Origin of the sequence: Bartonella birtlesii IBS 325, assembly GCF_000273375.1 — a bacterium.
Lineage (GTDB): Bacteria > Pseudomonadota > Alphaproteobacteria > Rhizobiales > Rhizobiaceae > Bartonella > Bartonella birtlesii.
This window is the reverse complement of record NZ_CM001557.1, coordinates 1,325,699-1,339,169: the sequence shown is the minus strand read 5'-3', so window position 1 is coordinate 1,339,169 and position 13,471 is coordinate 1,325,699. Positions and strand designations below refer to the sequence as shown.

Annotated in this window: 9 protein-coding genes, 1 tRNA gene and 3 pseudogenes; 11 read left to right on the top strand and 2 right to left on the bottom strand. The window is 35.0% G+C overall.

The window, feature by feature from the left end; genetic code table 11:
* The first annotated feature begins 70 nt into the window (after positions 1 to 70).
* From QWU_RS06470 to ttcA, 4 genes and pseudogenes are all read left to right on the top strand, one after another.
* On the top strand, positions 71 to 907 hold the full coding sequence (locus QWU_RS06470) for an RNA methyltransferase (protein WP_006589639.1): 837 nt from the start codon (positions 71 to 73) through the stop codon (positions 905 to 907).
* A pseudogene (gene murI / locus QWU_RS09285) lies at positions 900 to 1,714 on the top strand (glutamate racemase). The gene QWU_RS06470 and the pseudogene murI overlap by 8 nt, the downstream one beginning before the upstream one ends.
* 175 nt (positions 1,715 to 1,889) lie before the next feature.
* A complete protein-coding gene (rpsD, locus tag QWU_RS06460; RefSeq protein ID WP_006589641.1) occupies positions 1,890 to 2,507 on the top strand; it encodes a 30S ribosomal protein S4 in 618 nt (205 codons plus the stop codon).
* 276 nt (positions 2,508 to 2,783) lie between these two features.
* Positions 2,784 to 3,662 carry a tRNA 2-thiocytidine(32) synthetase TtcA gene (ttcA, locus tag QWU_RS06455; protein WP_017196432.1) on the top strand — a complete coding sequence of 293 codons (879 nt, stop codon included), beginning with the start codon at positions 2,784 to 2,786 and terminating at the stop codon, positions 3,660 to 3,662.
* A 38-nt stretch (positions 3,663 to 3,700) separates the two neighbouring features.
* On the opposite strand, the gene rimO is transcribed toward ttcA, so the two are convergent.
* Both rimO and lexA read right to left on the bottom strand, forming a co-directional pair.
* Positions 3,701 to 5,014 (bottom strand): 30S ribosomal protein S12 methylthiotransferase RimO, encoded by a 1,314-nt coding sequence (rimO, locus tag QWU_RS06450; RefSeq protein WP_017196431.1) that lies wholly within the window; start codon positions 5,012 to 5,014, stop codon positions 3,701 to 3,703.
* Positions 5,015 to 5,250: 236 nt separating this feature from the next.
* Positions 5,251 to 5,963: pseudogene (lexA, locus tag QWU_RS09280) on the bottom strand (transcriptional repressor LexA).
* 534 nt (positions 5,964 to 6,497) lie between these two features.
* Here lexA and QWU_RS06440 point away from each other — a divergent pair.
* From QWU_RS06440 to QWU_RS06410, 7 genes and pseudogenes are all read left to right on the top strand, one after another.
* Positions 6,498 to 6,573: transfer RNA gene (locus tag QWU_RS06440), tRNA-Lys, on the top strand.
* A gap of 475 nt (positions 6,574 to 7,048) precedes the next feature.
* The gene (locus QWU_RS06435) at positions 7,049 to 7,858 is read left to right on the top strand and encodes a septal ring lytic transglycosylase RlpA family protein (RefSeq protein ID WP_017196430.1); all 810 of its coding nucleotides are present in this window, start codon (positions 7,049 to 7,051) and stop codon (positions 7,856 to 7,858) included.
* A 331-nt stretch (positions 7,859 to 8,189) separates the two neighbouring features.
* A complete protein-coding gene (locus QWU_RS06430) occupies positions 8,190 to 9,353 on the top strand; it encodes a D-alanyl-D-alanine carboxypeptidase family protein (protein WP_026017322.1) in 1,164 nt (387 codons plus the stop codon).
* Positions 9,354 to 9,383: 30 nt separating this feature from the next.
* Positions 9,384 to 10,031, top strand: a complete 648-nt coding sequence (gene tmk / locus QWU_RS06425; RefSeq protein ID WP_006589647.1) for a dTMP kinase — start codon at positions 9,384 to 9,386, stop codon at positions 10,029 to 10,031.
* Positions 10,024 to 11,067 carry a DNA polymerase III subunit delta' gene (locus QWU_RS06420; protein WP_006589648.1) on the top strand — a complete coding sequence of 348 codons (1,044 nt, stop codon included), beginning with the start codon at positions 10,024 to 10,026 and terminating at the stop codon, positions 11,065 to 11,067. The genes tmk and QWU_RS06420 overlap by 8 nt, the downstream gene beginning before the upstream one ends.
* Positions 11,068 to 11,141: 74 nt before the next feature.
* Positions 11,142 to 12,702, top strand: a pseudogene (metG, locus tag QWU_RS09275) (methionine--tRNA ligase).
* A complete protein-coding gene (locus QWU_RS06410) occupies positions 12,692 to 13,465 on the top strand; it encodes a TatD family hydrolase (RefSeq protein ID WP_006589650.1) in 774 nt (257 codons plus the stop codon). The pseudogene metG and the gene QWU_RS06410 overlap by 11 nt, the downstream one beginning before the upstream one ends.
* The last annotated feature ends 6 nt before the right edge of the window (positions 13,466 to 13,471 follow it).

The following is a 13,471-nucleotide window of genomic DNA, read 5'->3' as shown; positions in this document are numbered from 1 at the left end:
TTTTCTGAAAATGGTTGTATTTAAAAAATCAACTATAAGAGGCATATATAGAGAGAATTAGGTAGGATTGATGGCTGGAACTAATAAGAACCGTAAAAATTTAACAGATGGTCCGATTATTATTTTAGTCGAACCGCAACTGCCTGAAAATATTGGTATGGTAGCAAGGGCAATGGCGAATTTTGGGCTCTCTAAGCTTCGATTAATCAAACCTCGAGAAGAGTTTCCAAGTGAAAAAGCCATAGCTGCAGCAAGTAAAGCAGATCATGTCATTAACGATGCAGTAATTTTTGATACATTACGTAACGCAATTGCAGATTTGCACTATGTTTTTGCAACGACAGCACGTGAAAGATGTGGTTTTAAAACGGTAAGAAGTGCTGTAGAAGCCGCGGGGATCTTACGTCAGCGTGAAAATATCGGGCATAGGACGGGTATCGTCTTTGGAAGAGAAAGGTGGGGACTGGTAAATGATGAAATCAGTCTTGTTGATGAAATCATTACTTTTCCGGTAAATCCCGCTTTTGCATCACTTAATATCGCACAAGCAGTTTTGCTTATATCTTATGAATGGATGAAGTCAGGTTTGGAAGACGTGAGTGATACTGCTTTTCGTGCAGTAGAGCTTGAGCCAGCTAATAAAGCAACGTTTCATGGTTTTTTATCTCAATTAGAAGAAGCTTTGGATATACGTGGATATTTTAGACCTCAAGAACGCAAAGAAGTGATGCTTTCGAATCTGCGCTCTGTTTTTACACGTGCTCATTTTAGTGAATCTGAAGTTCACTTGCTACGGGGGATTATATCTTCACTAGAGCATTTTTCGCCCAAGTTTCCACGAGGAAGTGGTGCACCCGTAAATCGTAATTGTAAAAAACTAAAAACAAGTGTGCAAACTGATGGATGAACGGCCTATTCTTTTTTTGATAGTGGTATTGGCGGTTTAACAGTATTAAGGGAAGTACGTTTTCTTATCTCCGAAACACAATTTATTTATGTTGCGGACGATGCAGGATTTCCTTATGGCAATTGGGAAGGAAATGTCTTAAAAAAACACATTTTAAAAGTTTTTACAAATCTTTTAACACTCTATAATCCCATCTTATGTGTGGTCGCTTGTAATACTGTTTCTACATTAATGATAACAGATTTACGAAAACAATTTCCCCATATTCTTTTTGTTGGAACAGTTCCTGCGATTAAATTAGCAGCTGAACAAACAAAATCTGGTTTTATTTCAGTATTAGCTACTCCTGGAACAGTGAAATGTGCCTATACACATGAATTAATCAATACTTTTGCTAATCAATGCCATGTTCAGCTTGTTGGAAGTAAAAAGCTTGCTGGTTTTGCTGAAGATTATTTACGTGGAAAATCTATCAATTTAAAAGAATTACGTGATGAAATTCTTCCGTGCTTCATTGAAAAAAATGGTAAATATACCGATATCATTGTGCTGGCTTGTACACATTATCCTTTTTTGATTGATTTCTTTCGTGAACAAGCTTTATGGCCTGTTAAATGGATTGATCCAGCAAATGCTGTAGCTAAATACACAAGATCATTATTACCTGAAAGAATGCATCACCAAAATAAAAAAAAGCATAGTAAAGATTTTGCGTTGTTTACATCGCAAAATATCACTTCTTCAACGAAGCATTTGTTAAAAAGGTTTGGCTTAAATATTGTGAAAAGAATTGACTTTTTGGTATGAGATCAATAAAATTATCCCAGCTATTTTTTTGAAACAATAGTGTTAATTGACGTGTCCCGTGGATAACTTTGTATATTATATAAAGTATCCTGTCAGTCTTTGTGTTTAAAGGCAGAGGAGGGCGCGTTTCCTTGGGGCCTGATAAGGCCTTGTATTTTATTTTTAGGGAAATGCGATGAGTAAACGCGAAACAACAAAATATAAAATTGACCGCCGTATGGGAGAAAATATTTGGGGTCGTCCTAAATCTCCTGTTAACCGTCGTGATTATGGCCCAGGTCAGCACGGCCAACGCCGTAAAGGAAAACTTTCTGATTATGGTGTGCAATTGCGTGCCAAGCAGAAACTGAAAGGTTTTTACGGTGATATTTCAGAAAAACAATTTCGTAAAACTTATGCAGAAGCTTCTCGTCGGCGTGGTGATACCGGTGAAAATCTTATAGGTCTTTTAGAATCGCGTTTGGATGCGATCGTTTATCGTTCAAAATTTGTACCTACAATTTTTGCTTCTCGTCAATTTATCAATCATGGTCATGTTAATGTAAATGGTCGGCGCACAAATATTCAATCGTATCGCTGTAAACCAGGTGACGTTATTGAGGTTCGGGAAAAATCAAAGCAGCTTGTTTTAGTTTTGGAGTCTGTGCAATTAGCAGAGCGTGATGTACCTGAATATATTGAAGCGGATCATAATCAGATGAAAGCAATATTTACGCGTATTCCTGCTTTTGCAGATGTTCCGTATGCTGTGCAAATGGAACCCAATTTGGTGGTTGAGTTTTATTCTCGGTAAATGTTTTAAGGGGATATTACTCTCTCTGTTTTTCACATGCTCAAAAATATTATGGCTTTATAGTCTTTGAAATTGTTGAGCAGTTTTATGGGTGGTGCTGTATAAAGTTTGTTATTATGATTTATAGCAGTATAACTTGTATAGCTCCATTCCTTTTTTACACACCTCATTTCATACGCAAATGAGTATAAGTTTGAGCTGTGCTGCACTCTATATCTGTTGTTACATTGATCACTCTTTCAGAGTAAGGTGTTTATTGTGTAAAATTATGGCATCATGGGTAATGTTTCAGTCGAATATCAGGAAATGGAAGAGAATATAGAGAAAAATGGCCTTTTGGCGAAAGAAACTGATGATTGTCATCCAATATTTCGGATTGCTCCATCAACGATAGAGTTTAATAAATTACGTAAACGACTTTTGCGTCATATACGGCAGGCATTTGATGATTTTTCCATGCTCTCTTCAGGAAAAAAATGGCTTGTTGCTTTATCGGGTGGAAAGGATTCTTATGGTTTACTAGCGCTTCTTCTGGATTTAAAATGGCGTGGGCTTTTACCTGTTGAAATTTTGGCCTGTAATCTTAATCAAGGACAGCCGGGGTTTCCTGAACACATTCTTCCAAACTTTTTAAACTTTTATCAAATTCCATATCGTATTGAATATCAGGATACTTATTCCATTGTTACAGATAAATTGGTGCATACGCAAACATATTGCTCTCTTTGTTCTCGGTTGCGACGTGGCAATTTATATCGTGTTGCACGTGAAGAAAAATGTTCGGCACTAGTTCTTGGACATCACCGTGATGATGTTTTGGAAACATTTTTTATGAATTTGTTTCATGGAGGCCGATTAGCAGCTATGCCTGGAAAGTTGATAAATGACGAGGGAGATCTTTTTGTTTTGCGCCCTCTTGTTTATGCTGCTGAGGAAGATATGGAAAAATTTTCTCAAGCAATGAAATTTCCTATTATTCCTTGCAATCTTTGTGGTAGTCAGGATGGTTTACAACGCAACATAATGAAAGAAATGCTAAGTGATATCGAAAAAAGAATGCCTGGACGTAAAGACACTATGATTCGCGCTTTAACAAATATTCGTCCAAGTCATTTGCTCGATAAAAATTTTTTTGATTTTAAAAACTTATTATAAAGCTTAATTGTTGAGTACAATCAGTCTAAACTTTATATTCAGATTGCAGTACCATAAAGATCATAGGCATCAGATTGTTCGATTTTAACGGTGGCAAATTCACCAACACGTAATGGTCGCCGTGACGATATATATACAGCGCCATCTATTTCTGGAGCATCGTATTGGCTGCGGCCTTTAGCCTTTTTTCCTTGACTTTCATCAATCAATACTTGGAGTCTTTTTCCGATTTTTTTCTTTAAAAGAAGAGCTGAAATCTTTTGTTGTTTTGCCATAAAGCGATGCCAGCGGCTTTCTTTTACTTCTTCAGAAATATTTTCTAATCCCAAATTATTTGCAGCAGCACCTTTTACTTCTTCATATTTAAAACAACCAGCACGTTCAATTTTTGTTTCTTCTAACCATTCAAGGAGTATATTAAAATCTTCATGAGTTTCACCTGGAAAACCAACAATAAATGTTGATCGTAAGGCAAGATCTGGACAAATTGTTCTCCATTTTTCAATTCTACGGTTTGTTTTTTCCATAAGAGCAGGACGTTTCATGTTACGTAAAACAATTGGTGAGGCATGTTGAAAAGGAATATCCAGATAGGGAAGAATTTTTTTTGCAGCCATAAGTTCAATAACTTCGTCAACATGAGGATAAGGATAGACGTAATGCATGCGTACCCAAATGCCCATATCACCTAATTCGCGACAAAGATCAAAAAATTTTGTTCTTACTGTGCGGTCTTTCCAAGGGCTTTCGAGATGTTTAATATCAATACCATAAGCACTTGTGTCTTGTGAGATAACCAAAAGTTCTTTTACACCGGCTTGTACGAGTTTTTCAGCTTCGTGAAGGACATCATTGATAGGACGTGAAATAAGACTACCACGTAGAGTAGGGATAATACAAAAACTACATTTATTAGAACACCCTTCAGAAATTTTTAAATAGGCATAATGGCGAGGAGTTAAACGAATACCTTGTGGGGGAACTAAATCAATAAAGGGACTATGAGCTGGGGGAATCGCTGCATGAACAGCTTCTATAACACTTTCATAAGCTTGTGGTCCTGTAATAGCTAATACATGAGGATGTGTTTGAAGGATAACATCGGGATCCGCACCAAGACACCCGGTTACAATAACTTTTCCATTTTCTTTGAGGGCTTCATCAATATTGGCTAATGATTCATTTCTAGCTGAATTAAGAAAACCACAAGTATTCACAATCACAAGATCAGCTCCTTGATTCTTACGTGAGATTTCATAACCTTCAGATCGGAGCTTTGTAATAATTCGCTCAGAATCTACCAGTGCTTTTGGGCATCCAAGAGAGATGAAACTAATACGAGGTGCTGCCATGATAAATTCTGCAACTTTTTGATGATTAAACTTTTATTTGCTGTTTTTACTTAATTGAAAGTAAAAAATACTCTTTTCGATACATATGCAATAGAATTTACTACAAATTTGTTTTTTTCTTACTAAATATTTTATGCATACATATGTTTTATCATTAAATGTGGCATAATACGAACAAAAATACTAAATAATTTTTTACTCAACGTATCAATAGGCTGAATAAACTTTTTTAATTTTCAATATTTTCGGATAAGTCCAATCAGTTTACCTTGTATTTGTATACGCTCAGATCCATATATCCGCGTTTCATAATGAGGGTTTGCTGCCTCTAAGGCAATGAAAGCTCCTTTACGTCGATAACGTTTTAAAGCTACTTCTTTGTTATCAATGAATACGATAACAATTTCACCTGATATTGCTGTTTTTTGACGTTTGACAATTATAATATCCTTATCAATAATACCAGCTTCAATCATAGAATCATCTCTGACCTCTAATGCATAATGTTCGCCAGAATTAATCATATCTTGTGGTAAAGAAAGCGTGTCTGTTTGTTGCAATATAGCGAAAATAGGCATATTTGTAGCAATGCGGCCCATAATAGGAATAGTAACATTTTTTGTTTTTTTTCCTCAAAATTATCAAGATCACCAAAATTTTTTGATATTTTTCTTTTATTATTCTCTATCATATCGGGAGAAATCTTGCGCGCTAAAGAAAGATTAAATGTTATTTTATCGGGTAATCGCAGCACTTCTATTGCACGGGCACGATTTGGCAAACGACGTATAAAACCTCGCTGTTCTAAGGCTATCATGAGCTTATGAATGCCAGACTTTGAAGAAAGCTCTAATGCAATTTTCATTTCATCAAAGGAAGGAGGAATACCAGTTGCTTTCATATGATTATGAATGAACAACAGTAGTTCATATTGTTTACATGTTAGCATTCAATATTCCCATTAAAAGAACAAAAAATGACAATAAGATAAAATAAAGATATTTTGTTTATCTTTATTTTATAATGTTTTAATAAGTTAATAATTTTTATTTATATTAATTATATATCATAATATAGATTTTCTTGTCCTATATTAAATTATTTCTACTATATTGAGTACCGTGTATAAATGTTACACGTAAGAAATAAGATTTTAAAACATGTCTCTCGTCATAAGACGTATTAAAATTAAAATAAATTATATAACCTGTTGAGAATAAGATATTCTCAGCTCTTCTTATAATTTTCGAATATTCATTCGTTCATGTTTTAAAAGTTATAATGCATTTGATATCTAATTTCTTTTTTTTATTCGAATTTAAAAATGGAAACAGGATTGTATCCACAATGATGATACAGGAGAAAATCAGAAAAGTATTGATAACTAAACCGAATAATAATATTTTTTTCAAAAGGTGTTGACCAAATGAAAAGTCAACCGTATGTTCCACTTAATTTCTACATAGCAAAATAGCTTTTGTGGGAGCGCGTAGCTCAGCTGGTAGAGCAACTGACTTTTAATCAGTAGGTCCAGGGTTCGAATCCCTGCGCGCTCACCAATTATCAATAAAATCAATAGTTTATATAAAAATTCAGGGAATTTTGCTTCTTTTCTGTTTATCCAAAAGCTTTTTATTACTTCCACTAAGCGTTTCTGATTAAAGTCATACCATGAGAATATAATCGTTTTCTATCAGCATTTTTTCATAATCAGAATGACTGCCCATTCAGTAATTGATTTCTTTTTTTATTCACTCGTCTTCTCTATGACAGATGCATTTCTTTTTTGTAGAAATATAAAAATATTAACGATATATTAATTTCTTGATAAATAGTTAATTTTAGGGCTATTATAGGTGCGCGAGGGGAATCATCAAAAAAATGTGAATTTCTCTATCGTATACAGAAGGTGCGATGTGATTTTTTGCAGTAAATATTCAATTAGAAATAAGCGGGCAGACAAATGCTTTTTAATAGCAAAAAAAATTTACTTCCATTCTTAATTTAACATTTCAATTTCTTTCTGTACTCGCTGTGTCCCAGTTATTAGTGTCTTGCTGTGCAAGCCAAACAGCACATTTTGTTATAAAAAGTTTTTATAATAGTAAAGCGACTGATACAAAAACTGCTGTCCTTTCTAAAAAAAAATTAAGTGAGCAAAATCAATCAAAAGAAAAGAAAAAAAATGGGCGAGCTGTTGTCGGTAAACCTTATCAAATAAAAGGGAAGTGGTATTATCCCCAAAATGATCCAACTTATCAAAGTGTTGGAGAAGCATCATGGTATGGTTCAGATTTTCATGGGCGTTTGACCGCGAACGGTGAGGTTTATGATATGAATCTTTTGACTGCCGCTCATCCCACAATGCCATTACCTAGCTATGCTCGTGTTACGAATTTAAAAAATGGTTCTTCACTCATTGTTAGAGTAAACGATCGTGGTCCTTTTATGAAAGATAGAATCATTGATTTATCAAAACAAGCTGCGGAAATACTTGGTTATGCAAATGCAGGTGTAGCAAATGTTAAAGTAGAATATATTTCTGAAGCACCTGTTGGTTATTATGATGGTGCCTATTTAATGGCTTCTTACACATCAGGGAATAATACATCCCCCTCACTCGCCTTGGCAGGTATTTCGAAAGAAAAAGAAAATATCATGCTAAAGAGATTTACTACAAATAGTCAAGAACGATCAACTGAGTCTGTTATTGCTCGGAAACATTCTTATAAAACTCCTTCAATAGAATTGCCAAAAAATGGGCCGATTTTGCTTAATAAGCCGACATTATTTAAGCAAGTTGCTTTATTGAATAAGCTAACTAAAAAAATAACAATTAACTGATTACAGTTATCTCAAGATAAAGTAATATTTATGCCTGATCATCTATAAATTAAAGATTATAGATGATCAGAGCTTGCCAATATGATAAGATCTTCATTACCAATAAAAAGTGAGATTATTTCTTATTTTGAACTTTACTTACCGTTAAAACGTGAGAAATAGATCCCATACGAGAGATGAAAGAGAAAGTATATTGATTTATTTTGATGATACTGATCAAAATAGGAACCTGCTTTGATTTCATGGTATGATTCTTAATTCTGTAAAAAACAACTCTTTTCTTGTATAGGAAGATTCTTTATGCTGATCTCCAAATATGGGAGAAATGGCTATGCACGCAGCATTAAGGGTTTTATTCACCTTCGTTTGGATGTTGACCTTAAGCGAGTGGGGTAGAGCACAAGATTTGCAAAATTCTGCATCACAATTGTTGTTACTTGATAATGACACAGATACAATACTTTTTGAAAAACAAAGTGATATTACTTTTTTTCCGGCCTCATTAACAAAATTAATGACAGCTGAAGTCATATTTCATCAATTAAAAGAAGGTTTATTAAGCAGCACACAAAAGTTCAAGGTTAGTGAAAATGCTTGGCACAAAGGTGGAGCACCTTCTGGCACCACCACTATGTTTGCAAAAGTAAAAACAGAAATTAGTGTTTTTGATCTTTTGCGTGGTTTAATTATTGTTAATGGAAATGATGCAGCGATTATCCTTGCTGAGGGCATAGCCGGAAGTGAGGCTAATTTTGCAAAACTGATGAATCAGAGAGCCAAAACACTCGGATTATCGCATAGTCATTTTGTTAATGCGACGGGGCTTCCTGAAGCGGGACAATTTGTAACATTGCGTGATATGATTATATTAGCGCGTCATATTGTTCATGAATATCCTGATTATTATACGCTTTATAGCGAGCCTCATTTTACTTGGAATAATATTTTTCAACGTAACAAAAACCCTCTTATTTCTAAAAAAATTGATGTAGAAGGATTTGCTTTTGGTTACAGCAAAGATAAGGGCTTTTCAATGATTGTTTCTGTTTATAAAAAGCATCGGCGTCTTTTTTTAGCAGTAAATGGTTTGCAAGATGGTAAAGGACATACAGAAGAGATAGAACGCATCCTTCAATGGGGAATGACAGCTTTTGATCTTAAAACGATTTTTAGACAAGGAGAAACTGTTGGCCATGCTTCTGTTTATGGTGGGATAAAAAATTCTGTTTCTGTTATTGTTCAAGAGCCTATAAATCTCATGCTTTCGAATGAAAAAAAAATGAATGTTAAAGCAAAAATTAAATATCATGGTCCTTTGAAAGCTCCTATCGTTTTAGGGCAACCAGTTGGTGTTATACAAATTTTAGAAGATAAAAAGATTCTTCTCGAAAAAACAGTTCTTGCTGGAAACAATGTTCAGGAAGGCGGTTTTTTTATAAAGGTAAAAAACGCACTCTATGAAATAACAATTGGCTGGTTACGAAAATATTTATAGTGTGTGCTCAATAAGGGTTGAGGTTTATACGTGTCAGGTTATTTTATTACGTTTGAAGGAGGGGAGGGAGCAGGAAAAACAACACAAATTTCTTTGCTTAACCAATATCTCTCTTGCAAAGGCTACGATGTTATTACAACGCGAGAACCCGGTGGAACAGAAGGGGCTGAGGCAATACGCTATATTTTGTTATCAGGTCAAGCACAACAATATGGGTCGTTAGTTGAAGCGGTCTTATTTACAGCTGCACGTGCTGACCATGTTAGCGAAATTATTATACCAGCGTTACAAAAAGGCAAAGTTGTTTTATGTGATCGCTTTATTGATTCTACACGAGTTTATCAAGGACTTAATGATGCAGTGGATTCTTCTATTCTTACTATTTTAGAATCTATTGCTCTCAATGAGATAATACCTCATCTGACATTTTTATTAGATATACCAGCAACATATGGTATGGAACGCGCAAAAGTACGAAGAAAAAAAACAGAAACAATTGATTATTTTGAGAAAGATAATTTAAAGATTCAAGAGCAAAGGCGCCAAGCTTTTTTGCAATTAGCAAAACAGGAGCCTGGTAGGTTCCAAGTGATTGATGCTACAGCTGCAGTAGAAATCATTGCACAAAAAATAAAAGATATTTGTCATCAACTATTGTTGGATCAACCCTATGAGTGATGTAAATATTCTACATAAATATGATGATATTGATACGGTTTTATCACCTTCACAGAATAATGTGATCTTTGGCCATGAGGATGCTCGTCGTTTTTTTGCGCATATGCTTGAAGAAGGGCGTTTACATCATGCCTTATTATTTGAAGGGAAACATGGAATTGGAAAGGCTACATTGGCATTTCATCTCGCTTGGAATATTTTAAGCTCTCAAAGGGGTCATTTTTTTCAACCGGAGCGTAACTCTATTACATGGCACAAAATTATGCAAGGCTGTCATCCTGGTCTGTTGCATATTTCACGACGTTTTGATTTTAAAACACGAAAATTCAAAACAGGTATACTTATTGACGATATCCGCGATGTGATGCATTTTTTAAACCAAACATCGCAAGATAATGGATGGCGTATTGTTATTATTGATCCTGCAGAAGATATGAATAGAAGCTCGGCTAATGCAATTCTTAAAATGCTTGAAGAACCTCCTACAAAGACTTTATTCATCATTATTACGCACTCTTCGGGAAAGTTACTCTCAACAATTCGTTCACGATGTCAACAGATTTCCTTGCGGCCATTATATGATAATGAGATGAAAAAAGTCATTAGACATATTTTTTCAAATCAGGATTTACCTGATGAAGAAACTATTGAAATGATTATTAAGAAATCCAAAGGAAGTCCTCGAAAAGCTGCTTTACTTATGTGCCATGGTGGTTTTGAAATTATTAAAACCATTGATACTCTTTTAGAGCAGTCTGTTTGTAATCTTTCTGTTGTACACGCTCTTGCACAAACACTTTCATCTCTTTCTTCTATGCTCCAGTTTCAACAATTTTGTGATGAAATTCTTGATAAAATTCAAAAAAAAGCTATCCTATTTGCTGAAAGAGAAGAGGTTGCTCTCTCAAAGAAATGTGCGCAAGCGTGGCAGGAGATCGATCAAGAGATAGGAGAAATGCAATTATTTAATCTTGATAAGAAGCAGTTTATTATTAATTTGCTTTTAAAAGTCCATAAGATCATTCACAATGGGTGAGTTTTTTCCGTGACAATGTGATTAACAGACGTTATGTCAGTGTATTTTTTATTGCATTTCACAATGAGTATGACATGCGTGACACATATTACATAACAACTCCAATTTTTTATCCTAATGGCACTCCACATATTGGGCATGCCTATAGTGCGATTACAAGCGATGTTTTGGCCCGTTTTCAACGATTAGATGGGAAAAATGTATTTTTTCTTTCTGGTACGGATGAGCACGGTTTAAAGATGCAACAAACAGCAGCAGCGTTGAACATGACAGCTCAGCAACTTGCAGATCGTAATAGCGCTGTATTTAAAAAAATGCTTGCAGTTTTAAATTGTTCTAATGATGATTTTATCCGCACAACAGAAGAGCGCCACTATAAAGCCTGTCAAGAAATTTGGAAGAGAATGGAAGCGAATGGTCGATATTTATCTTGGTCGTTATACTGGTTGGTATTCGGTTCGCCAAGAAGCATATTATGAAGAGGAAGATACTGAAGTTGGAGAAGACAATATTCGCCGCGAAAAAGAGTTAGGCTCTCCTGTTGAATGGAATGAAGAGGAAAGTTATTTCTTTAAGCTTTCACGTTATGAAAAAGTTCTTCTTGAACATTATAAAAAAAATCCTGATTTTGTTTCTCCCATTGAGCGGCGTAACGAAGTCATCAGTTTTATCAAATCAGGTTTAAAAGATATTTCTATTTCGCGAGCAAATTTTAGTTGGGGTATCGCTGTTCCAAATAATTCAAAGCATGTGATGTATGTTTGGGTCGATGCGCTTACAAACTATCTATCAGCTATTGGTTTTTTTGATAAAAATTCAAATAAACGTGATTTTTGGCCTGCAAATATACATATTATTGGTAAAGATATTCTTCGTTTTCATGGAGTCTATTGGCCAGCATTTTTAATGTCTGCTGGCATTGAATTGCCTAAGCATGTTTTTGCGCATGGTTTTTTACTCAATCGCGGGGCAAAAATGTCAAAATCCATTGGAAATGTTGTTGATCCTTTTGAAATGATTGATCATTATGGTCTTGATCAGTTTCGTTATTTTTTACTTCGTGAAGTGCCATTTGGACAAGATGGTAGTTATAGTCATGATGGTTTTGTGAATCGTATTAATGCAGATCTTGCTAATGATCTTGGAAATTTAGCACAGCGCTCTTTATCTATGATTGCCAAAAATTGTCGTGCAAAAATTCCCCAACCGGCAACATTTTTAGTCCAAGATGAACAGCTTTTAGAGCAATCTCTTCAAACGCTTTCACTTATGCGCCAAGCCATGTCTTCTCATGGAATACATTTAGCACTTTCAGCTATTTTTTCACTCATAGCCGATGCTAATCGCTATTTTGCTAACGAACAACCTTGGAGCTTACGAAAAAACAATCCAGAAAGATTTTCCACAGTTCTGTACATAACTGTAGAAATTTTACGGCGCATAGGAATTATGCTCTTACCTTTCATACCACAATCAGCAACCAAGCTTCTCGATAGCCTTGCGATTGCTGAAGACAAGAGGTTATTGTACCATATAAGCCATGAAAAAATTCAAGAAAGTCTTGATCTTCCGCCTCCGGAACCAATCTTTCCTCGTTATGTCTTAAAGAAAAATGAGATAAATTATGCTGATTGATACACATTGCCATCTTGATTTTGAAGATTTTTCACAAGATTTGGATGGTGTAATCCAACGTGCTTTAGATGTTGATGTTGAACGTATGATAACAATTTCTACGTATGTTCGTAAATTAGATAAGCTTTTAGCAATTGCACAAGCCTATGACCAAGTATTTTGTTCCGTTGGTACGCATCCCAATCATGCTCATGAAGAACAAAATATTACAGCTAAAGAGCTTATTCACCTCTCAAAGCATCCTAAAGTTGTTGCCTTTGGGGAGGTCGGCTTTGATTATCATTATGATTATTCTTCACCAGCAGAACAAAAAAAGGTTTTTCAAGAACATATTATTGCGTCTCGAGAAACACAGCTCCCTCTTGTCATACATTCACGCAATGCTGATTCAGATATGGAAAAAATATTATGTGAGCAAATAAAAGAAGGTGCTTTTCCATTTGTACTTCATTGTTATTCATCTGGGATAAGACTTGCTCGTGCTGGCATTGAACTTGGTGGTTATATTTCTTTTTCAGGGATTTTGACTTTTAAAAATGCATTTGAAATTCGTGAGATAGCAAAAATTGTACCTCATGAGCATCTATTAGTAGAAACAGATGCGCCATTTTTAGCCCCTGTACCTCATCGAGGAAAAACAAATGAGCCATCTTTTGTGTGCTATACAGCAGCTATCTTGGCTGAAACGATTGGTTTAAGCATGGAAGAGGTCACTCAAATTACAACGCGTAATGCTTTTCGTTTGTTTAGCAAAATGGAATAAGGCAAA